We start from the raw sequence: 20,332 nt of genomic DNA, 5'->3' as shown, positions 1-20,332 counted from the left end.
AGCTCTGCTACGACTCGTCGCGGCGCCTTGTCTGGCAAACCCTGGCACTCGAACTTGAATGCACGGATTAGCCGCACAGGCCACTAGACGTGCGGCGCCTGGTCACGGACGAGGTGCCGCATGTTGCCTTGAAAGCCTGACCGGCTTTCCTCTACCGTAACCGCCTTTCCCGTCTGCTTCGGAGTCCTCATGGCTTTGGCCAATCCGCGTACCCTGTTTCTCCTCGCTTTTCTCGGTTGCCTTGGCCTGATGGGCGGTGCGTTGTTCCTTGAGCACTATGTCGGGCTGGAACCGTGCCCGATGTGCATCGTGCAGCGCGTCTGCGTGATCCTCTTCGCCGTGGTCTGCCTGATCGCCGCCATCCATGGCCCGGCGCGGCTGGGGCGTCGTCTGTATGCGGTGCTGGCCATGCTGTTCGCGGCGCTGGGTGCCGGCACGGCCGGACGCCAGGTGTGGCTGCAGGGCGTGCCGCCGGATCAGCTCGAGGCCTGTCTGCCGAGCCTGGAGTTCATGCTCGATGCGTTGCCGCTGCAGGAAATCGTCCGTCTGGTGTTCCACGGCACCGCCGATTGCGCGGAAGTGAGCTGGACGCTGTTCGGCATGAGCGTGCCGGAGTGGAGCCTGCTGGCCTTCGTCGGCATGATTCTGTTCAGCCTGTTCCAGTTGCTGCGTCGCAGTTGATCCGCAATAGCCGGTAACGGCGGGCGGTTGCCCGCGGTCCGCGCGCGCGGCATAGTCCTGGCACACCTTGCGGCTGCCGGAGTCCCATCATGCGTGCCTTGATCGTCTTGCTGTTCGCCCTGTGCATGGCCGGTTGCACGGGCACGGATGTTCGCCAGTACGCCGCCGAGCAGCCGGCCCTTGAGTTGTCGGACTACCTGAACGGTGAGCTGGAAGCCTGGGGCATGTTCCAGAACCGTTCCGGGGAAGTGGTCAAACGTTTTCACGTGGCCCTCACGGGTACCTGGCAGGGCGATGTCGGTACCCTCGACGAACGCTTCACCTACAGCGACGGCAGCACCGAGCGGCGCGTCTGGACCTTGCGCCGGCAGGCTGATGGCAGCTGGCGCGGAACCGCCGGCGATGTTGTCGGCGAGGCCATCGGCGAGGTGTCCGGCAATGCCCTGCACTGGCGCTACCAGCTGTTGCTCAAGGTCGATGGCGAGCAGTATGTGGTCGACTTCGATGACTGGATGTTCCTCATGGATCAGCGCGTGATGCTCAACCGTGCGCGCATGTCCAAGTGGGGGATCGACCTCGGGCAGGTGACTCTGAGCTTCTACAAACCGGTGAAATGACCCGGGTCAGCAATTTCCCGATCAAGGTGACTTGCTGGCGGGAGCCGGCGGGCATACTCTGGCCCAACGTCTCGTCAGTAATCCGGCACTTCACCGGGTGTTTTTTCGGGGCTGCCCAAGTTGCCAAATAATCGGCTCGGGGCTGCGGTACACCAGCATTCACCTGTAGGGAAGTGAGGACATCATGCTCGAGAGCTGCCAGAACGCCCAGGAACGTTGGGGTGGAGTACACCAGCTGATCGACCGCTGGCTTCAGGAACGTCATGAGCTGGTTCGCGCCTATGACCTCCTCAGTGACAAGCCTCAGGCACCTGCAGCCAATGCTCAGGATCTGCAGCGCTTCTGCGAGATTCTCGTCGACTATGTTTCGGCCGGGCACTTCGAGGTTTACGAGCAACTGACCGGCGAGGCCAAGGCCTTCGGTGACCAGCGCGGCCTCGAACTGGCCAAGCAGATCTACCCGCGTATCGAAGCCATCACCGAAGTGGCGCTGGCCTTCAATGACCGTTGCGACAACGGCGACTGCCGCGATACCGCTTCCCTGAGCGCGGAGTTGAAACGCCTCGGGCAAATGCTGCACGAGCGCTTCGAGCTGGAAGATTGCCTGATCGAAGTGCTGCACAATTCCCATGAGCAGCAGGGCGTCGCCTCGGTCTGAGAACCTGTCTACGATTTCTTGATCGTCGGCCATGCTGCGTTGAAATTGGGCTCGGGCTGCTCATTTACAGCTCGTAAACTCCGCGCCCTCGCCCAATTGATTCGCTGGCGCTCACCCTTCGGGTCAGCCTGCGGCTGTTACTCCCGTTGGTCGTTGCGCCTGCCTGGCTCTAGCTCAAAATATCGTAAACAGATTCTAAGGCGGTGCTGGACGCCGACTGCTAGTCGGCGATATCCAGCAACTCCAGCTCGAACACCAGCGGCGCATCCGGCGGAATCAGATCGCCGGCGCCAGCCTGGCCATACGCCTGTGCCGCTGGAATCACCACCCGCCATTTGGCCCCCACCGGCATCGCCCGTAGGGCGGTCTGCCAGCCGCTGATCAGGCTGTTGAGGCGGAACCACTGCGGCCCTTCACTCTGGTCAAACAGGCTGCCGTCGGCCAGCTCGCCGCGATAGCGTACTTGCACCCGTGCGGCATTGCCGGCTTTTCCCGTTCCGGGACGCAGCTCATGAACCAGTACGCCACCGGCCAATTCACGAACCCCGGGCTTGGCTTTTTCCGCAGCCAGAAAGCGCTGTTCCGTGGCCCGCGCCTGCTCGTGACGAACGGCCGCTGCACGCAGGGCGAGGCGTTCCTCGTGTTCATCGAGGAGGTTGTCGATGCGCTCTGGCGGCAGCCGCAAAGGCTCCGCGCGATAGGCCTGGCGCATGCCTTCGAGCAAGGCTTCCAGCTGCAGATCGGGCACTTCGCTGCGCAGCCGCTCACCCAGTCTGGCGCCCAGGCTATAGGCCAGATCATCCTCTGGCGTGGAGGCTGCAAGCAGTGCGGGCGAGAGGCAGAGCAGGAGCAAAAGACAGCGCAGCATCGGGGGAAATCTCGGGGTGAATGTGTGGACGATTATGCCAGTGCTTGCCATCGTCACAATGTGCAGCTAGCGACCTGAGAATCTGGCGTCTAGTATGGGGTCACCAACGTCCGTTAGGAGGCACGTCATGCCGACCAACAATAAGAAGTCCGTTACCACTCCGCTGCACCTGCTTCAGCAACTCTCCCACAGCCTGCTCGAACATCTGGAAAAGGCCTGCTCGCAGGCTCTCGTCGAAGCCGAAGGCCTGCTGACCAAACTGGAAAAGCAACGCGGCAAAGCCCAGGAAAAACTGCATGAAGCGCGCAGCAAATTGCAGGATGCAGCCAAGGCCGGCAAGGCCAAGGCGCAGGACAAAGCCAAGTCGCTGATCAGCGAACTGGAAGAGCTGCTCGACAACCTCAAGACCCGCCAGACCGAAACCCGTAACTACATTCTGCAGCTCAAGCGCGATGCCCAGGAAAGCCTGAAACTGGCCCAGGGCGTAGGCAAGGTGCGCGAGGCGGCCAATAAGGCCCTGAGCAGCCGTACGGCAGCCAAACCCGTGGCCAAGGCAGCGGCGAAACCTGCCGCCAAACCCGCAGTAGCGAAGAAGCCGGCTGCCAAACCTGCGGCAGCCAAGACGCCGCTCAAGGCCGTCGCCAAGCCGGCTGCAAAACCCGCGGCCAAGCCAGCCGTCAAACCGGCAGTGGCGAAGAAGCCTGCCGCCAGCGCCGCCAAACCGGCGGCCGCCAAAGCGCCGGCCAAGCCGGCCGCGAAGCCTGCAGCCAAGCCCGTAGCCAAACCGGCGGTGGCGAAGAAACCTGCAGCCAGCGCGGCCAAGCCTGCGGCAGCCAAGGCGCCGGTCAAGCCGGCCGCGAAACCCGCAGCCAAGCCCGCGGCCAAACCGGCAGTGGCGAAGAAGCCAGCAGTCAGTGCTGCCAAACCGGCGGCCGCCAAGGCAGCGGTCAAACCTGCTGCTAAGCCTGCAGCCAAGCCCGCAGCGAAGGCGCCGGCGCCGGCGGCCGGCGCGGCCAAGCCAGCAGCAGCCAAGGCTGCGGTCAAGGCGGTGGCCAAGCCCGCCGCGAAACCTGCGGCAAAACCTGCGGCCAAACCAGCGGTGAAGAAAGCCCCGGCCGCCAAGCCGGTCGCTGCCAAGCCGGCCCCTGCTCCGGCTGCCGCTCCTGCGTCCGCTCCGGCCGCCGCTGCACCTGCTGCCAGCAATGGCAGCACCCCACCGACCGGCGCTTAAGTCCGGTTTGCCACGGCGCGCAGCACCTGCAGCGCGTCGTGGTGCTGTTCTCCTGCACTGGTGGCCAAAGCCTCAAGCCAGGCCGCCGGTTGCGCCTGCTGCGGCCAGGCGCCCGTCAGGGTTTCCAGGCGCCGTAACAGCTCGCGCTCGGCCTCCAGTTCCAACGCCTTGACCTGCTCGCGCAGGCGCAACTGCGCCGCATCGAGTTGGGCCGCCTCCCGCCAGTTCTGGCGTAATTCCCGCAGCGGTTGCACGACCTGGCGTTGCCAGGGTTCGCTGAGTGCCTTGAGTGCTGCCAGGCGCTCGTCGTCGCAGGCCACGCCGCGCTGCTCCAGCCACAGTCCGCACAGCAGCAGGCACACGTCCGCCCCGGCCGCTTGCAGGCGCAGGCAGGCCGCTTCGACGCCGGGGTGGGCGTAGCACTGCTGGGCAAAAGTCCACAGGTCAGACGGCATGAGGCTCTCCGGGCGAGGGTGGGGCGAAACTGATAGACTGCGCCGCCTTTGGGCGTGCTCACACTACAGCTGCGCGTCCGCTCGATACAGTGTGAACGCGCGCGATGATCCGACTTCAGAACCTTACCTTACAACGTGGCCCGCAACGCCTGCTCGAAGGCGCCGAGATGACCCTGCACGCCGGCCACAAAGCCGGCCTGATCGGCGCCAACGGTGCCGGCAAGTCCAGCCTGTTCGCCCTGCTGCGCGGCGAGCTCGGCCCGGATGCCGGCGATTGCCACTTGCCGCCGGACTGGCGCATCGCCCACATGCGCCAGGAGGTCGACGACCTCGAACGTCTGGCCGTGGACTATGTGCTCGATGGCGACATCCTCCTGCGCCAGGTGCAGCGCGACCTGGCCGCCGCCGAAGCGGCCCACGACGGCACGGCCATCGCCCGCCTGCACAGTGAGCTGGACAACGCCGACGGTTACACCGCCGATGCCCGCGCGCGCAAGCTGCTGGCCGGCCTCGGCTTCAGCAACGAGCAGATGGACAAGCGCGTCGGCGATTTCTCTGGTGGCTGGCGCATGCGCCTGAACCTGGCCCAGGCGCTGATGTGCCCGTCGGATCTGCTGCTGCTCGACGAACCGACCAACCACCTCGACCTCGACGCAATCCTCTGGCTGGAAGAGTGGCTGAAGAGCTACCCCGGCACCCTGTTGCTGATCTCCCACGACCGCGACTTCCTCGATGCCGTGGTCGACCATGTGGCGCACCTCGAACAGCAGAAGCTGACCCTCTACCGCGGCGGCTACTCGGCCTTCGAGCGCACCCGTGCCGAACGCCTGGCGCAGCAGCAGCAGGCTTACGAGAAGCAGCAGGCGCAGCGCGAGCACATGGAGAAGTACATCGCCCGCTTCAAGGCCCAGGCGACCAAGGCGCGTCAGGCGCAGAGCCGGATCAAGGCGCTGGAACGCCTGGAAGAGCTGGCCCCGGCGCATGTCGATTCGCCGTTCGATTTCGTCTTCCGCGAGGCCGACAAGATCTCCAGTCCGCTGCTGGACATGGCTGACGTGCAGCTCGGTTATGGCGACAGGGCGGTGCTGCAGCAGGTCAAGCTGCAGCTGGTTCCGGGTGCGCGCATCGGCCTGCTCGGCCCCAACGGCGCCGGCAAGTCGACCCTGATCAAGACCCTCTCCGGTGAGCTGACCCCGCTGTCGGGACGCCTGGCCCGCGGCGAGAACCTGTCGATCGGCTACTTCGCCCAGCATCAGCTCGACTCGCTGGATGCCAAGGCCAGCCCGCTGCTGCACCTGCAGCGTATCGCCCCGGGTGAACGCGAGCAGACCCTGCGCGACTTCCTCGGCGGCTTCGATTTCCGTGGCCCGCGTTGTGACGAGGCGGTGCAGAACTTCTCCGGTGGCGAGAAGGCGCGTTTGGCCCTGGCGCTGATCGCCTGGGGCAAGCCCAACCTGTTGCTGCTCGACGAACCGACCAACCACCTCGACCTGGAAATGCGCCTGGCCCTGACCATGGCCCTGCAGGAGTTCTCCGGCGCGGTACTGGTGGTGTCACACGATCGCCACCTGCTGAAAAGCACCACCGACGAATTCCTCCTGGTCGCCGATGGCCGCATCCAGCCCTTCGACGGCGACCTCGAAGACTACGCGCGCTGGCTGGTCGATTTTCGCGCCCGCCAGCAGCCGCAAGCGACGGCAGCGCCAGCCGCCGACAAGACCGACAAGCGCGCCCAGCGCCAGGTTGCCGCCGCCCTGCGTCAGCAGCTGGCGCCGCACAAGCGCGAGGCGGACAAGCTGGAAAAGGAGCTGGGCAAGCTGCACGAGCAGCTGGCCAAGGTCGAACAGCGTCTGGGCGACAGCGGCATCTACGAGGCCGCGCGCAAGGACGAGCTGCGCGAGTTGCTGGCCGAACAGGCGCGCCTGAAAAGCCGCGAAGGCGAGCTGGAAGAAAGCTGGATGGTCGCCCTGGAGCAGCTGGAAGCGCTGGAGCAGCAGCTGGCGCAAGCCGACTAAGCGGGTCGGCCTGTACGGCCTGCTTTTCCGCTCTCGTTTAGCGGCTGCGCCTGCTGGGCGTCGTGCAGGCAAGCGCGTAGGCTAGGGTGACGGCTGGGCGCTCGCCGTCTGCCGTCATTCATTGCAATCACTGAGGTATTCGCCATGGCTATCGAAACCTGGCTCGCTTTCTTCGTCGCCTGCTGGGTGATCAGTCTGTCGCCGGGTGCCGGTGCCATTGCCTCGATGAGCGCCGGCCTGCAGTACGGTTTCTGGCGTGGCTACTGGAACGCCCTCGGCCTGCAGCTGGCGTTGCTGATGCAGATCGCCGTGGTGGCTGCTGGCCTCGGTGCGGTACTGGCCACCTCGGAACTGGCCTTCAACCTGATCAAGTGGTTTGGTGTGGCCTACCTGGTCTATCTCGGCTGGAAGCAGTGGGTTGCCTTGCCCGGCGAGATTTCCACTGGTGAGGGCGAGCGGCCCCTCGGGCGACCGCTGACCCTGGTACTGCGCGGTTTTCTGGTCAACGCCAGCAACCCCAAGGCGATCATCTTCATTCTCGCGGTGCTGCCGCAGTTCCTCGATCCGCAGGGATCGCTGCTGGCGCAGTACACGGTGATGGCGGCCACCATGGTGGCGGTCGATCTGGTGGTCATGGCCGGCTACACCGGCCTGGCCGCGCGCGTCCTGCGGGCGCTGCGCTCACCGCGCCAGCAGCGCATTCTCAACCGCACCTTTGGCGGCCTGTTCATGGCTGCCGCCGGCCTGCTGGCGATGGTGCGACGTACCGCCTGAGCTGCGTTTCCAGGTCTGAGGCCTTGCGCCCCGTTCCTGATCGATGGCTTACCATGGCGGCTTTTCCGTGGTTGGAGTAATCCGCGCAATGCGAGTCTGGATCGATGCCGACGCCTGCCCCCGAGGGGCGCGGGATCAGCTGGTGAAGTTCGCCCTCAAGCGCGGCTTCGAGGTGGTGCTGGTGGCTGGCCAACCAGTGGCGCGACCGGGCTTTACCTGCGTGCGGCTGATCGTGGTGCCCAGTGGTCCGGATGCGGCGGATGATTATCTGGTCGAGCATGCCGTGCCCGGCGAGCTGGTGATCTGCAGCGATGTACCGCTGGCCGATCGTCTGGTGAAGAAGGGTGTCAGTGCCCTCGATCCGCGCGGTCGCGAGTTCGATGAGCGCAACATGGGTGACAAGCTGGCCACCCGTAACCTGTTCGCCGATCTGCGCGAGCAGGGCCAGATGGGCGGCGGCCAGGCCGCCTATGGTGAGAAGGACCGCCAGGCCTTCGCCAACGCGCTGGATCGCATCCTTACCCGCCTGATGAAGTAGCCCGGATGCAATCCGGGGATAGAGTTGCCTGCTTCCCGGATTTCATCCGGGCTACGGCATAGCACATGCACCCTACGGCAGATTCATGGCGGCTCTCAACCGCACAGATAGGTGCCGGTGCCCACCGCCACCAGGCTGCCGTCGTCGCTGTGCAGCTCGCTGCGCACCACCGCCACCTTGTTGCCCGAACGCAGCAGCACGGCCGTGGCGGTGAACAGCTGGCCGCGACCGGGGCGCAGGTAATCGACGCGCAGGTCGATGGTGCCGAGCTTGGACAGCCGCTGCATGCGCTCTGTGCTCGACAGGTGCTGGTGCTTGTCGAAGGCGCCGATCAGCGCCATGGCGCCGCCGGCGACATCCAGCAGCGAGGAAATCACCCCGCCGTGCAGGATGCCGTGGACGAAGTTGCCGATCAGCTCGGGCTTCATCGGCAACTCCATCACCACCTTGTCGAGGGACAGCTCGACCAGCTGGATGCCCAGTACCTGGTTGAACGGGATGCGCTGGAAGAAACCGGCGACGGCGTCGCGCAGTTCGGCGGTGAGTTCGAAAGCGGGCTGGCTCATGGGTGGTTATGTCTGCGGCAAGGGCGGAAGGCCCCACGCTGCCGCAGTTGCGCCCGCTTGACCAGTGCTGCGGCGGAGTCACGGGGTGGAATGGCTCTTTTGCCCCGCTGATGGCGGGAGGCGTCCTGCGTAGGGTGCTCCGGACGCGCCAGAGGGTGGTGCTTCCTTGCACCCTACGGCAGAGCGGTCAGTGCGGGTTGGCGAGTTCCAGCACCCGATCGACCAGCTTGTTGATGCCGGAAGCCGCCTCGGCAATCGACTGGGCGAGCATGTAGGCCGGGGTGCTGACCAGTTTGTGCGCGCTGTCCTCGACTATGTCTTCCACCGTGCAAGCCTTGTGCGTGCCGCCCATGGCCTGCAGGGCCTCGGCGGCCGGGTCTTCGGCGCTGCCCAGGGTGCAGGTGACGCCGGCACCGAAGATCTGCACCGCCAGGGCCGGGGCGATGCAGATCAGGCCGATCGGCTTGCCGGCCTTGGCGAAGGCCTGGGCTGCGGCGAGTACATCGGCCTGCACCGTGCAGTCGGCGCCCTGCAGGGCGAAGTCGGAGAGGTTCTTGGCCACGCCGAAACCACCCGGCAGGATCAGCGCGTCGAAGTGCTCGACGTGCAGTTCGCGCACATCTTCGACATTGCCGCGGGCGATGCGCGCCGTTTCGATCAGGACGTTGCGGCTTTCCGCCATTTCCTCGCCGGTCAGGTGGTTGATCACATGCATCTGCGCCACGTTCGGCGCGAAACACTGCACCTGGGCGCCGCGCTGGTCGAGGCGCAGCAGGGTAATCACGCTTTCGTGGATTTCGGCGCCGTCGTAGACGCCGCAACCGGAGAGGATGACGGCTACCTTTTTGCTCATGGTGTGCTCCTGATCGGGAAAACTGCGGGTGTCGCCAAATGCCGGTCAGCCTGGCATGCCCGGTACTCAGTGGGCGTGCGGGTGTGGCTTAGCATGGCGGTAGATGAAGCAATCCTAGCCCGCGCCGCCGCGCAACGATATGGGTGAACCGTGAATTACATCCTCTATGCCGTGCCCGTGTTCTTCCTGCTGATCGGTCTGGAGCTGCTCGCCGACCGCTGGCGCGGCAGAAGCAGCTATCGCCTGGCCGATGCCCTGAACAGCCTGAGTGCCGGCGTGCTGTCGACCACCAGTGGCTTGCTTACGGCGGCGGTCGGCCTGCTCACCTACACCTTCGCCTGGCAGCAACTGGCGATTTTCCAGCTGGCTGCCGAGGATTGGCGCGTCTGGCTGCTGGCGTTCGTCCTCTACGATTTCTGTTACTACTGGCTGCATCGCCTGGGGCATGAGCGCAACATCCTCTGGGCGGCGCACTCGGTGCATCACCAGAGCGAGGAGTACAACCTCTCCACCGCCCTGCGCCAGACCAGTACGGGCTTCATCTTCGGCTGGATCTTCTACCTGCCGATGGCCATCGTCGGCGTACCGCCGCTGGTCTTTCTCGGTGTCGGCGCACTCAATCTGCTCTATCAGTTCTGGGTGCATACCCGGCACATCCCCAAGCTGGGCTGGTTCGAGTGGTTCTTCGTCAGCCCGTCCAACCACCGCGTGCACCATGCGCAGAACCCGGTTTACATGGATCGCAACTACGGCGGCGTGTTCATCCTCTGGGATCGCCTGTTCGGCTCCTTCCAGGAGGAGCGCGACGACGAGCCCGTGGTGTTCGGCGTGACCACCCCGCTGGCCAGCTGGAACCCGCTGTGGGCCAACCTGCAGTTCTATGCCGTGCTGTGGCAGGACGCGGTGCGCGCGGCATCCTGGTGGGACAAGCTGCGTATCTGGTTCATGCGCACCGGCTGGCGTCCGGCCGATGTCGAGGCTCGCCATCCGCGCGGCAAACCCGATCTGGCGCGCTTCGAGAAGTTCGTCGTGCCTCTCGGTCGCCCGCGTCAGCTCTATGCGTTGCTGCAGTTCGGCGTCTATCTGCTGCTGGGCAGCTACCTGCTGGCGGTCGGCGAGCAACTGACGGTGCCGCAGCTGATCCTGGCCTGTGCCTGGATGGCGTTCGGTCTGTATGTCATCGGTGCCTGGCTGGAGAATCGGCCCTTCGTGCTGTGGCTGGAGCTGGTGCGCCTGGTCTGCAACCCGCCGCTGCTGTGGTGGGTCGAGGCGCAGGGCTGGCCCGGTATCGGCGTGGCGCTGCCGGTCTGGGGCCTGCTGCTGGGCTACAGTGGCCTGAGTCTGCTGGGTCTGATCCTGCTGCAGCGGCAACGCGTCGCGCCGGCGCCTGCCTGATTCGGCGGTTGTGGCGCTGTCGCGGCGTCATCATTTGGTCATAATGGGGGCTTATAACCGTCACACTGAGCCCGCGCGCGTGGGCCCCGGAGTTTGCCGTGAGCTTTACCCCCGCCAATCGCCTGTTCCCTGCCACCCGCCTGCGCCGCAACCGCCGCGATGATTTCTCCCGCCGCCTGGTGCGCGAAAATCGCCTGAGTGTCGACGACCTGATCCTGCCGGTGTTCGTCCTCGACGGTGAAAACCGCCGCGAAGCGATCCCCTCGATGCCGGGCGTCGAGCGCCTGTCCATCGACCTGCTGCTCAAGGAAGCGGAGGAGTGGGTGGCCTTGGGTATTCCGGCGCTGGCGCTGTTCCCGGTGACGCCGCTGGAGAAGAAGTCGCTGCTCGGTGAGGAAGCCTGGAACCCGGACGGCATCGCTCAGCGCGCGATCCGTGCCCTGCGCAGCAAGTTCCCCGAGCTGGGGGTGATCAGCGACGTGGCCCTCGACCCCTTTACCACCCACGGCCAGGACGGCATCCTCGATGCGGATGGCTACGTGCAGAACGACATCACTGTCGATGCGCTGGTCAAGCAGGCGCTGTCCCATGCCGCTGCCGGTGCCCAGGTGGTGGCGCCGTCGGACATGATGGACGGGCGCATTCAGGCGATCCGCGAGGCCCTGGAGCTGGCTGACCACAGCAACGTGCGGATCATGGCCTACTCGGCCAAGTACGCCAGCGCCTACTACGGCCCGTTCCGCGATGCGGTCGGCTCGGCGGCCAACCTGGGCAAGGCCAACAAGGCCAGCTACCAGATGGACCCGGCCAACGGCGACGAGGCGCTGCACGAAGTGGCGGCCGACCTGGCCGAAGGCGCCGACATGGTCATGGTCAAGCCGGGCATGCCGTACCTGGACATCCTGCAGCGGGTGAAAACGGAATTCCGTGTGCCGACCTTCGTCTATCAGGTCAGTGGCGAGTACGCCATGCACATGGCGGCAATCCAGAATGGCTGGCTCAGTGAAGCGGTCATCCTCGAGTCGCTGACGGCTTTCAAACGTGCAGGTGCCGATGGCATTCTCACTTACTTCGCCAAGCGGGCGGCAGAATTGATCAAGGCGGGGCAATAAGCCCCCTGGGAAGTGATGGCATGAACACCGAGGGATTGAGCAATAACGCGGCGCTGGACGCACAGCCGAGCAACGAGAGCGTGGTCGAACAGGCCGTGGTCGAGGTCGTCGAGCCGGTCGTCGTCCCGCCTGCGCCGGTCGTAGCGCCCGTCGCGGTACCGGGGCTGGATGACAGCAGCCTGTACATTCACCGCGAACTGTCCCAGCTGAAGTTCAACATCCGCGTGCTGGAACAGGCGCTGGATGAGTCCTATCCGCTGCTCGAGCGCTTGAAGTTCCTGCTGATCTTCTCCAGCAACCTCGACGAGTTCTTCGAGATCCGCGTGGCCGGGCTGAAGAAGCAGATCAACTTCGCCCGCGAACAGGCCGGTGCCGACGGCCTGCAGCCGCACCAGGCGCTGGCGCGGATTTCCGAGCTGGTGCATGAGCAGGTCGAGCGCCAGTACGCCATTCTCAACGACAATCTGTTTCCGGCGCTGGCCAAGCACCACGTCAACTTCATCCGCCGGCGCTTCTGGAATACCAAGCTCAAGGCCTGGGTGCGCCGCTACTTCCGCGACGAGATCGCACCGATCATCACCCCGATCGGTCTCGATCCGACGCACCCCTTCCCGTTGCTGGTGAACAAGAGCCTGAACTTCATCGTCGAGCTGGAGGGCATCGATGCCTTCGGCCGCGACTCCGGTCTGGCGATCATCCCGGCGCCACGTCTGCTGCCGCGCATCATCAAGGTGCCGGAAGAGGTCGGCGGCCCCGGCGACAACTACGTGTTCCTCTCCTCGATGATCCACGCCCACGCCGACGACCTGTTCCAGGGCATGAAGGTCAAGGGCTGCTACCAGTTCCGCCTGACCCGCAACGCCGACCTGTCGGTGGACACCGAGGACGTCGAAGACCTGGCCCGCGCCCTGCGCGGCGAGCTGTTCGCGCGGCGCTATGGCGACGCGGTGCGCCTGGAGGTGGCCGACACCTGCCCGAAGCAGCTGTCCGACTACCTGCTCAAGCAGTTCAGTCTGAGCGAGAGCGAGCTGTACCAGGTCAATGGCCCGGTCAACCTGACCCGCCTGTTCGCCATCACCGGGCTGGCCAGTCACCCGGAGCTGCAGTACGCGCCGTTCACCCCGGTGATCCCCAAGCTGCTGCAGAACGCCGAGAACATCTTCAGCGTGGTCAGCAAGCAGGACATTCTCCTGCTGCATCCTTTCGAGTCCTTCACCCCGGTGGTCGACCTGCTGCGCCAGGCGGCGAAAGACCCGCATGTGCTGGCGATCAAGCAGACCCTGTACCGCTCGGGGGCCAACTCGGAAATCGTCGACGCGCTGGTTGAGGCGGCGCGCAACGGCAAGGAAGTCACCGCGGTAATCGAGCTGCGCGCGCGCTTCGACGAAGAGTCCAACCTGCAACTGGCCAGCCGCCTGCAGGCTGCCGGTGCGGTGGTGATCTACGGCGTGGTCGGCTACAAGACCCACGCCAAGATGATGCTGATTTTGCGCCGCGAGAACGGCGAGATCGTCCGCTACGCGCACCTCGGCACCGGCAACTACCACGCCGGCAACGCCCGCCTGTACACCGACTACAGCCTGCTCACCGCCGACGTGGCGCTGGGCGAGGACGTGTCCAAGCTGTTCAGCCAGTTGATCGGCATGGGCAAGACCCTGCGCATGAAGAAGCTGCTGCATGCGCCTTTTACCCTGAAGAAAACCCTGCTCGACCTGATCGCCTTCGAGACCCAGCAGGCCAGCGAAGGCAAGCCGGCGCACATCATTGCCAAGTTCAACTCGCTGACCGACCCGAAGATCATCCGCGCGCTGTACAAGGCCAGCCAGACCGGGGTGAAGATCGACCTGGTGGTGCGCGGCATGTGCTGCCTGCGTCCTGGCGTGCCCGGCGTGTCGCACAACATTCAGGTGCGTTCGATCATCGGCCGCTTCCTCGAACACACCCGGGTGTTCTACTTCCTCAATGGCGGCGAGGAGAAGATCTACCTGTCCAGCGCCGACTGGATGGAGCGCAACCTCGACAAGCGCGTGGAGACCTGTTTCCCGGTGGAGGGGCGCAAGCTGATCGTGCGGGTGAAGAAGGAACTGGAAGCCTATCTGACCGACAACACCCAGGCTTGGGCGCTGCAGCCGGATGGGCGCTATGTGCGCATCACGCCGAGCGGCAACGCCAACCTGCGCAGTGCCCAGGCCAGCCTGCTGGAGAAGCTGACCAGCCCGCTGGCGCGCTGATCCCGCGTGTCTGTGCACTGAGCACCATGCAAAAGCCCCGCATCTGCGGGGCTTTTGCATGGTGTCGATAATTGGTGTGGCTCGCCTGAGATGACGCGGCGAGCGCTGCCTAACGGATGGTCAGGGTGAAGCCGATGCGCTTCAGCCACTCGGCTTCCTGGGCGAAGTCGGCCTGGGTCAGCGGGTTGAGCTCCAGCCAGCCCGCCGGGAAGCTCAGGTCGAGGCTCTGCGGCCCGCCTTCCAGCTGCACCTTGGGCATTTCCTGGGCGCCGCGGATGTGGTGGAAGAGGATGGCGAAGCGCAGCAGGACGCACAGGCGCAACAGCTTGATGCCTTCCTCGCCGAACTCGGCGAAGCGGTCCTTGGGGATGTTGCGGCGGTGGCCGCGTACCAGCAGGGCCAGCATCAGCTGATCCTGGCGCGAGAAGCCGGGCAGGTCGGAATGTTCGATCAGGTAGGCGCCGTGCTTGTGGTACTGGTAGTGGGCGATATCCAGGCCGATTTCGTGCACCCGTGAGGCCCACTGCAGCAGGTCGCGGTGCCAGTCGTCGTCCAGTTGCCAGGCAGCGGTGACCTGTTCCAGCGCCGAGAGTGCCTTGGCTTCGACCCGGGCGGCCTGCTGCAGGTCGACGTGGTAGCGCTCCATGAGGGCGCTGAGGGTGCGCTCGCGCACGTCCTCGTGGTGATGGCGGCCGAGCAGGTCATACAGCACGCCTTCGCGCAGGGCGCCTTCGGAGTGATCCATGCGCTGCAGGTCGAGGGCGTCGAAGATGGCTTCGGCGATGGCCAGGCCGGCCGGGAAGATCTGCCGGCGGTCCGGCTTGATGCCATCCAGATCCAGCTTGTCGACCTCACCCAGTTTGAGCAGCTTGCGCTTGAGCCAGGCCAGGCCTTCGGGGTTGATCTCGCCATTGCCCAGGCCACCGGCCTTGATCGCCAGCCCGACGGCGCGCAGGGTGCCGGAAGCGCCCACGGCTTCCTGCCAGCCCAGGCGTTGCAGGCCCTGTTCGATGGTCATCAGCTCCAGGCGTGCGGCGGTGTAGGCCTGGGCATAGCGTGCGGCGGTGATCTTGCCGTCCTTGAAATAGCGCTGGGTGAAGCTCACGCAGCCCATCTGCAGACTTTCGCGCAGCAGCGGCTCGAAGCGCTGGCCGACGATGAACTCGGTGCTGCCGCCGCCGATGTCGGCGACCAGGCGCTTGCCCGGGGTATCGGCGATGCTGTGCGACACCCCCAGGTAGATCAGGCGCGCTTCTTCACGGCCGGAGATGACCTCGACCTGATGACCGAGCAGGGCTTCGGCGCGGCGGATGAACTCGCCACGGTTGCGTGCTTCGCGCAACGCGTTGGTGCCGACGATGCGCACCGCGCCCTGGGGCAGGCCTTGGATCAGCTGGGCAAAGCGACTCAGGCAGTCGAGGCCGCGCAGCATGGCTTCTTCGCTGAGCAGGCGTTCGTCGTCGATGCCGGCGGCCAGCTGTACCTTCTCGCCGAGGCGCTCGAGAATCCGCACTTCGCCATGCTCGGCCTTGGCCAGCACCATGTGAAAGCTGTTCGAACCGAGGTCGATGGCGGCGATCAAAGAAAACGACTTGGGAGCGGCTTGCGGCATGGTCAGGGGTCTCGCTGCTGAACGGAGGCATCCTGCCACGATCGGGCAGTCGGTCCAATTTCGTGCATGTTAACCTCCTGGGCTCGGCCTGCCGTACTCTTTCATCAGCTTATTGCTGCATATCAATAGTTAGGCTCAATCGACTTCGGCTTTCGGTGAGGTCAAAGCCGGGCTATGATGGCGCCACTTTTTGCTTCAAAACCTGGAGATTATCCATGAGCGATTTCATCACCAACGTCAGCGACGCCAGCTTCGAAGACGACGTGATCAAGGCCGACGGCCCGGTCCTGGTCGACTATTGGGCCGAATGGTGCGGTCCGTGCAAGATGATCGCCCCGGTCCTCGACGAAATCGCCCAGACCTATCAGGGCAAACTGAAGGTCTGCAAGCTGAACATCGACGAGAACCAGGACACCCCGCCTAAGTACGGCGTGCGTGGCATCCCGACCCTGATGCTGTTCAAGAACGGCAATGTCGAAGCGACCAAGGTCGGCGCCCTGTCGAAGTCGCAACTGGCGGCTTTCCTCGACGCCAACATCTGATTGCGCGCGGCTCTGCCGCCCCAGTCAGCTGCTGTGAGAAGCCCCGCACCTAGCGGGGCTTTTTCTTGGGCAGGCTAGACGCGTCACCAGGCCGGTGTTACATTCGGCCGGTCAGCGGTTCCTCCGCTGCCCTCCAAGCCGTCGCCGACGCATCCTAATTCGATAATATCGAGCGATTCAGTCGCCTTCTCGCGGCGCGGCTTCCAAAGCCCAGTGCTTTCCCTTCCCTTCCTCAAAGCTACGTCATTCCTATGAATCTGACCGAACTCAAGCAAAAGCCGATTGCCGATCTGCTCGAAATGTCTGAACAGATGGGCCTGGAAAACATGGCCCGTTCGCGCAAACAGGACATCATCTTCGCCCTGCTGAAAAAGCACGCTAAAAGCGGCGAAGAGATCTCCGGCGACGGCGTGCTGGAGATCCTCCAGGACGGCTTCGGCTTCCTGCGCTCCGCGGACTCCTCGTACCTGGCCGGCCCGGACGACATCTACGTCTCGCCCAGCCAGATCCGCCGCTTCAACCTGCGTACCGGTGACACCATCATCGGCAAGATCCGCCCGCCGAAAGAAGGCGAGCGTTACTTTGCCCTGCTCAAGGTCGACTCGATCAACTTCGACCGTCCGGAAAACGCTAAGAACAAGATCCTGTTCGAGAACCTCACGCCGCTGTTCCCCAACGAGCGTCTGAAGATGGAAGCCGGCAACGGCTCCAAGGAAGACCTCACTGCGCGTGTGATCGATCTCTGCGCCCCGATCGGCAAGGGCCAGCGCGGCCTGATCGTCGCCCAGCCGAAGGCGGGTAAAACGATCATGCTGCAGAACATTGCGGCCAACATCACCCGCAACAACCCCGAGTGCCACCTGATCGTTCTGCTGATCGACGAGCGCCCGGAAGAAGTGACCGAGATGCAGCGCACCGTGCGCGGCGAAGTGGTTGCCTCGACCTTCGACGAGCCGCCGACCCGCCACGTGCAGGTCGCCGAAATGGTGATCGAGAAGGCCAAGCGTCTGGTCGAGCACAAGAAGGACGTGGTCATCCTGCTCGACTCCATCACCCGTCTGGCGCGTGCTTATAACACCGTGATCCCGAGCTCCGGCAAGGTCCTCACCGGTGGTGTCGACGCCCACGCCCTGGAGAAGCCGAAACGCTTCTTCGGCGCCGCGCGTAACATCGAAGAAGGCGGTTCGCTGACCATCATCGCCACCGCGCTGGTGGAAACCGGCTCGAAGATGGACGAAGTGATCTACGAAGAGTTCAAGGGCACCGGCAACATGGAGCTGATCCTCGATCGCCGGGTTTCCGAGAAGCGCGTGTTCCCGGCCATCAACATCAACAAGTCCGGCACCCGCCGCGAAGAGTTGCTGACTGGCGAGGAAGAGCTGTCGCGTATGTGGATTCTGCGCAAGCTGCTGCACCCGATGGACGAAATCGCCGCCATCGAGTTCCTCCTCGACAAGCTGAAAGACAGCAAGACCAACGATGAATTCTTCCTCTCCATGAAGCGGAAATAATTCAGTCGTGACCACAAAGGCCGGGGAAACCCGGCCTTTGCGTTTCTGCGGCCTTCTGAATAACCCAGTTCGGCGCTAAACTTTGCGCCCCGACCTGCACGCCTATACGAGGCTCAAGCATGCAGTATCGCGACCTTCGCGACTTTATCCGCGGCCTGGAACAGCGCGGCGAACTCAAGCGCATCCAGACGCCGGTTTCCCCGGTGCTGGAAATGACCGAAATCTGCGACCGCACCCTGCGCAAGGGCGGCCCGGCGCTGCTGTTCGAAAACCCCACCGGCTTTGACATGCCGGTGCTCGGCAACCTGTTCGGCACACCCAAGCGCGTGGCCTTAGGGATGGGCGCCGAGGCAGTCAGCGAGCTGCGCGAGATCGGCAAGCTGCTGGCCTTCCTCAAGGAGCCGGAGCCGCCGAAAGGCCTGAAGGATGCCTGGAGCAAGCTGCCGATCTTCAAGAAGGTCCTGAGCATGGCGCCCAAGGTGCTCAAGGACGCACCGTGCCAGGAAGTGATCGAGGAGGGCGACGACGTCGACCTGACCAAGCTGCCGGTGCAGACCTGCTGGCCGGGCGATGTCGGCCCGCTGATCACCTGGGGCCTGACCATCACCAAGGGCCCGAACAAGGACCGGCAGAACCTCGGCATCTACCGCCAGCAGGTCATCGGTCGCAACAAGCTGATCATGCGCTGGCTCAGTCACCGTGGCGGCGCCCTGGATTTCCGCGACTGGTGCGAGAAGTTTCCCGGCCAGCCCTACCCGGTCTGCGTGGCCCTCGGTGCCGATCCGGCGACCATTCTCGGCGCGGTCACCCCGGTGCCGGACAGCCTCTCCGAGTACGCCTTTGCCGGTCTGCTGCGCGGCAACAAGACCGAGCTGGTCAAGGCCCGTGGCAGTGACCTGCAGGTACCGGCCAGCGCCGAAATCGTCCTCGAAGGGGTGATTCATCCCGGCGAGATGGCCGATGAAGGCCCGTATGGCGACCACACCGGCTACTACAACGAGGTCGACCGCTTCCCGGTATTCACCGTCGAGCGCATTACCCGCCGGCAGAAGCCGATCTACCACAGCACCTACACTGGCCGGCCGCCGGATGAGCCGGCGATTCTCGGCGTGGCGCTGAACGAAGTGTTCGTGCCGATCCTGCAGAAGCAGTTCCCGGAAATCACCGACTTCTACCTGCCGCCGGAAGGTTGTTCCTACCGCATGGCGGTGGTGACCATGAAGAAGCAGTACCCCGGCCACGCCAAGCGCGTGATGCTCGGCGTGTGGTCGTTTTTGCGACAGTTCATGTACACCAAGTTCGTTATCGTCACCGACGACGACATCAATGCACGGGACTGGAACGACGTGATCTGGGCCATCACCACGCGCATGGATCCCAAGCGCGATACGGTGCTGATCGACAACACGCCGATCGACTACCTCGACTTCGCCTCGCCGATCTCCGGCCTGGGCTCGAAGATGGGCCTCGACGCCACCCACAAGTGGCCGGGCGAGACCAGCCGCGAGTGGGGCCGCGCCATCGTCCAGGACGAGGCGGTCAAGCAGCGGGTGGATGAGCTGTGGGGCCAACTCGGAATCGATTGATGAAAGTCACTCTGCAACCCTCTGGCGCAGTACTCGAGGTCGAGGCCGGCGAGCGCATCCTCGATGCCGCGCGGCGCCTCGGCTACGACTGCCCGCAGAGCTGCCGTAATGGCAACTGCCATATCTGCTCGGCCCTGCTGGTCGAGGGTCGCGTACGCCAGAGCGGCGAAGATCGCGACCACGGTGAGCTGTACACCTGCCTGGCCGAACCGCTGCAGGACTGCGTGCTGCACTGGGATGGCGTGCTGGCGCCCGGCGAGCTGCCGCTGCGCGAACTGAACTGCCAGTTGCTCGAATGCACCGACGTGGGCGGCGACGTGTTCCGCGTGCGCCTGCGCACCCCGGCCGGCAAGCTGCCGCGTTACCACGCCGGGCAATACCTGTTGGTGCAGCGTGAGGATGGCGAATACTCCGCCTTCTCCCTCGCCTCGGCGCCGCACAGCGGGCGCGAGTTGGAACTGCACGTGCTGGCGCGCGAAGAAAGCGCCAACGAGTTGCTGGCGTTCCTCCGTCGCCAGGGTTTTGCCAGGGTGCAGCTGCCCTTCGGCGACACCCACCTGGCCGAGCTGCCAGCCGGGCCGCTGGTGCTGATCGCCGCCGGTACCGGCATGGCGCAGATGCACAGCCTGATCGAGCATTGCCGCGCCGCCGGCTTCCAGCACCCGGTGCACTTGTACTGGGGCGTGCGTCACGCCGAGGACTTCTACCAGCTGCCGCACTGGGCCGACTGGCAGCAGACCTCCGGTCTGCACCTGCATCGGGTGGTCAGTGAGCCGGGTGACTGGTCCGGGCGCTGTGGCCTGCTGCACGAGGCGGTGTGCGCGGACTTCGCCGACCTCAAGGCCCTGCACGTCTATGCCAGCGGCTCGCCAGCGATGGTCTACGGCACCCTCGATGCGCTGGTCGAGGCCGGCATGGATGCCCACCAGATGCGCGCCGACGTGTTTGCCTACGCGCCACGCGACTGAGCGCCGCTGGCGTTAATGAAAAAGCCGCCTTCAGGCGGCTTTTTCATGTGCAGAGGGAGTGGCGAGGTTTTGTAGCCCGGATGCAATCCGGGGAGCAGTCAACTCTGCTCCCGGATTGC

The 20,332-nt window shown here is 64.7% G+C and carries 19 protein-coding genes; 14 read left to right on the top strand and 5 right to left on the bottom strand.

All coding sequences use genetic code 11. From position 1 onward, the window contains the following. The first annotated feature begins 189 nt into the window (after window positions 1-189). From HNE05_RS18995 to rsd, 3 genes are all read left to right on the top strand, one after another. Window positions 190-681, top strand: a complete 492-nt coding sequence (locus tag HNE05_RS18995) for a disulfide bond formation protein B (RefSeq protein ID WP_173210279.1) — start codon at window positions 190-192, stop codon at window positions 679-681. An 89-nt stretch (window positions 682-770) separates the two neighbouring features. Further along, window positions 771-1,298 carry a DUF3833 domain-containing protein gene (locus HNE05_RS18990; protein ID WP_173210277.1) on the top strand — a complete coding sequence of 176 codons (528 nt, stop codon included), beginning with the start codon at window positions 771-773 and terminating at the stop codon, window positions 1,296-1,298. Between the two features lie 184 nt (window positions 1,299-1,482). Then, window positions 1,483-1,956 (top strand): sigma D regulator, encoded by a 474-nt coding sequence (rsd, locus tag HNE05_RS18985; protein ID WP_173210275.1) that lies wholly within the window; start codon window positions 1,483-1,485, stop codon window positions 1,954-1,956. 220 nt (window positions 1,957-2,176) lie between these two features. Here the strand turns inward: rsd and HNE05_RS18980 are convergent, their stop codons facing one another. Next, window positions 2,177-2,824, bottom strand: coding sequence for an FKBP-type peptidyl-prolyl cis-trans isomerase (locus tag HNE05_RS18980; RefSeq protein WP_173210273.1), 648 nt, complete (start codon window positions 2,822-2,824; stop codon window positions 2,177-2,179). 127 nt (window positions 2,825-2,951) lie between these two features. On the opposite strand from HNE05_RS18980, the gene HNE05_RS18975 reads away from it, so the two are divergent. Next, window positions 2,952-4,055, top strand: a complete 1,104-nt coding sequence (locus tag HNE05_RS18975) for an AlgP family protein (RefSeq protein ID WP_173210271.1) — start codon at window positions 2,952-2,954, stop codon at window positions 4,053-4,055. Here the strand turns inward: HNE05_RS18975 and HNE05_RS18970 are convergent. Further along, the gene (locus HNE05_RS18970; protein WP_173210269.1) at window positions 4,052-4,510 is read right to left on the bottom strand and encodes a TIGR02444 family protein; all 459 of its coding nucleotides are present in this window, start codon (window positions 4,508-4,510) and stop codon (window positions 4,052-4,054) included. The two genes, HNE05_RS18975 and HNE05_RS18970, sit on opposite strands and share 4 nt — an antisense overlap. A gap of 104 nt (window positions 4,511-4,614) precedes the next feature. Here HNE05_RS18970 and HNE05_RS18965 point away from each other — a divergent pair, with 104 nt between their 5' ends. The 3 genes from HNE05_RS18965 (at window position 4,615) to HNE05_RS18955 (ending at window position 7,837) form a co-directional block, all read left to right on the top strand. Then, window positions 4,615-6,525: an ATP-binding cassette domain-containing protein gene (locus HNE05_RS18965; protein ID WP_173210267.1), complete on the top strand. Its 1,911-nt coding sequence runs from the start codon at window positions 4,615-4,617 to the stop codon at window positions 6,523-6,525. A gap of 144 nt (window positions 6,526-6,669) precedes the next feature. Next, complete coding sequence (locus HNE05_RS18960) at window positions 6,670-7,299, top strand: LysE family transporter (protein ID WP_173210265.1); 630 nt, start codon at window positions 6,670-6,672, stop codon at window positions 7,297-7,299. 88 nt (window positions 7,300-7,387) lie between these two features. Then, on the top strand, window positions 7,388-7,837 hold the full coding sequence (locus tag HNE05_RS18955) for a YaiI/YqxD family protein (protein WP_173210263.1): 450 nt from the start codon (window positions 7,388-7,390) through the stop codon (window positions 7,835-7,837). A 95-nt stretch (window positions 7,838-7,932) separates the two neighbouring features. Here HNE05_RS18955 and HNE05_RS18950 read toward each other — a convergent pair whose 3' ends face one another. Beyond that, window positions 7,933-8,403, bottom strand: a complete 471-nt coding sequence (locus HNE05_RS18950) for a thioesterase family protein (RefSeq protein ID WP_173210261.1) — start codon at window positions 8,401-8,403, stop codon at window positions 7,933-7,935. A gap of 187 nt (window positions 8,404-8,590) precedes the next feature. Continuing rightward, window positions 8,591-9,256, bottom strand: coding sequence for an isoprenoid biosynthesis glyoxalase ElbB (gene elbB / locus HNE05_RS18945; protein WP_173210259.1), 666 nt, complete (start codon window positions 9,254-9,256; stop codon window positions 8,591-8,593). Between the two features lie 150 nt (window positions 9,257-9,406). Between elbB and HNE05_RS18940 the strand changes: the two genes are divergently transcribed. From HNE05_RS18940 to ppk1, 3 genes are all read left to right on the top strand, one after another. Further along, a complete protein-coding gene (locus tag HNE05_RS18940) occupies window positions 9,407-10,651 on the top strand; it encodes a sterol desaturase family protein (protein WP_173210257.1) in 1,245 nt (414 codons plus the stop codon). A 98-nt stretch (window positions 10,652-10,749) separates the two neighbouring features. Next, window positions 10,750-11,763, top strand: a complete 1,014-nt coding sequence (hemB, locus tag HNE05_RS18935) for a porphobilinogen synthase (RefSeq protein WP_173210254.1) — start codon at window positions 10,750-10,752, stop codon at window positions 11,761-11,763. A gap of 20 nt (window positions 11,764-11,783) precedes the next feature. Continuing rightward, complete coding sequence (gene ppk1, locus HNE05_RS18930) at window positions 11,784-13,994, top strand: polyphosphate kinase 1 (protein ID WP_173210252.1); 2,211 nt, start codon at window positions 11,784-11,786, stop codon at window positions 13,992-13,994. Between the two features lie 109 nt (window positions 13,995-14,103). Here the strand turns inward: ppk1 and ppx are convergent, their stop codons facing one another. After that, complete coding sequence (gene ppx / locus HNE05_RS18925) at window positions 14,104-15,606, bottom strand: exopolyphosphatase (RefSeq protein WP_173210250.1); 1,503 nt, start codon at window positions 15,604-15,606, stop codon at window positions 14,104-14,106. Window positions 15,607-15,821: 215 nt separating this feature from the next. Here ppx and trxA point away from each other — a divergent pair, with 215 nt between their 5' ends. From trxA to HNE05_RS18905, 4 genes are all read left to right on the top strand, one after another. Beyond that, entirely contained in the window at window positions 15,822-16,148 is a 327-nt protein-coding gene (gene trxA / locus HNE05_RS18920) for a thioredoxin TrxA (RefSeq protein ID WP_173210248.1), read from the top strand. 251 nt (window positions 16,149-16,399) lie between these two features. After that, window positions 16,400-17,659, top strand: coding sequence for a transcription termination factor Rho (rho, locus tag HNE05_RS18915; protein WP_173210246.1), 1,260 nt, complete (start codon window positions 16,400-16,402; stop codon window positions 17,657-17,659). A 119-nt stretch (window positions 17,660-17,778) separates the two neighbouring features. Beyond that, on the top strand, window positions 17,779-19,245 hold the full coding sequence (ubiD, locus tag HNE05_RS18910; RefSeq protein WP_173210243.1) for a 4-hydroxy-3-polyprenylbenzoate decarboxylase: 1,467 nt from the start codon (window positions 17,779-17,781) through the stop codon (window positions 19,243-19,245). Beyond that, complete coding sequence (locus HNE05_RS18905; protein ID WP_173210241.1) at window positions 19,245-20,213, top strand: CDP-6-deoxy-delta-3,4-glucoseen reductase; 969 nt, start codon at window positions 19,245-19,247, stop codon at window positions 20,211-20,213. Before ubiD ends, HNE05_RS18905 begins: the two co-directional genes overlap by 1 nt. Window positions 20,214-20,332: the final 119 nt, after the last annotated feature.

It is taken from the genome of Pseudomonas campi (genome assembly GCF_013200955.2).
GTDB classification, from domain to species: Bacteria; Pseudomonadota; Gammaproteobacteria; order Pseudomonadales; family Pseudomonadaceae; genus Aquipseudomonas; species Aquipseudomonas campi.
Note: the sequence above shows the minus strand (reverse complement) of the source record. Positions and strands in the feature narration are given on the sequence as shown.

What these genes read in the sequence shown, in the direction of transcription:
- HNE05_RS18995 (WP_173210279.1), top strand. Translation starts at nt 190, where the DNA reads ATGGCTTTGGCCAATCCGCGTACCCTGTTTCTCCTCGCTTTTCTCGGT.
- HNE05_RS18990 (WP_173210277.1), top strand. Translation starts at nt 771, where the DNA reads ATGCGTGCCTTGATCGTCTTGCTGTTCGCCCTGTGCATGGCCGGTTGC.
- rsd (WP_173210275.1), top strand. Translation starts at nt 1,483, where the DNA reads ATGCTCGAGAGCTGCCAGAACGCCCAGGAACGTTGGGGTGGAGTACAC.
- HNE05_RS18980 (WP_173210273.1), bottom strand. Translation starts at nt 2,824, where the DNA reads ATGCTGCGCTGTCTTTTGCTCCTGCTCTGCCTCTCGCCCGCACTGCTT.
- HNE05_RS18975 (WP_173210271.1), top strand. Translation starts at nt 2,952, where the DNA reads ATGCCGACCAACAATAAGAAGTCCGTTACCACTCCGCTGCACCTGCTT.
- HNE05_RS18970 (WP_173210269.1), bottom strand. Translation starts at nt 4,510, where the DNA reads ATGCCGTCTGACCTGTGGACTTTTGCCCAGCAGTGCTACGCCCACCCC.
- HNE05_RS18965 (WP_173210267.1), top strand. Translation starts at nt 4,615, where the DNA reads ATGATCCGACTTCAGAACCTTACCTTACAACGTGGCCCGCAACGCCTG.
- HNE05_RS18960 (WP_173210265.1), top strand. Translation starts at nt 6,670, where the DNA reads ATGGCTATCGAAACCTGGCTCGCTTTCTTCGTCGCCTGCTGGGTGATC.
- HNE05_RS18955 (WP_173210263.1), top strand. Translation starts at nt 7,388, where the DNA reads ATGCGAGTCTGGATCGATGCCGACGCCTGCCCCCGAGGGGCGCGGGAT.
- HNE05_RS18950 (WP_173210261.1), bottom strand. Translation starts at nt 8,403, where the DNA reads ATGAGCCAGCCCGCTTTCGAACTCACCGCCGAACTGCGCGACGCCGTC.
- elbB (WP_173210259.1), bottom strand. Translation starts at nt 9,256, where the DNA reads ATGAGCAAAAAGGTAGCCGTCATCCTCTCCGGTTGCGGCGTCTACGAC.
- ppk1 (WP_173210252.1), top strand. Translation starts at nt 11,784, where the DNA reads ATGAACACCGAGGGATTGAGCAATAACGCGGCGCTGGACGCACAGCCG.
- ppx (WP_173210250.1), bottom strand. Translation starts at nt 15,606, where the DNA reads ATGCCGCAAGCCGCTCCCAAGTCGTTTTCTTTGATCGCCGCCATCGAC.
- trxA (WP_173210248.1), top strand. Translation starts at nt 15,822, where the DNA reads ATGAGCGATTTCATCACCAACGTCAGCGACGCCAGCTTCGAAGACGAC.
- rho (WP_173210246.1), top strand. Translation starts at nt 16,400, where the DNA reads ATGAATCTGACCGAACTCAAGCAAAAGCCGATTGCCGATCTGCTCGAA.
- ubiD (WP_173210243.1), top strand. Translation starts at nt 17,779, where the DNA reads ATGCAGTATCGCGACCTTCGCGACTTTATCCGCGGCCTGGAACAGCGC.
- HNE05_RS18905 (WP_173210241.1), top strand. Translation starts at nt 19,245, where the DNA reads ATGAAAGTCACTCTGCAACCCTCTGGCGCAGTACTCGAGGTCGAGGCC.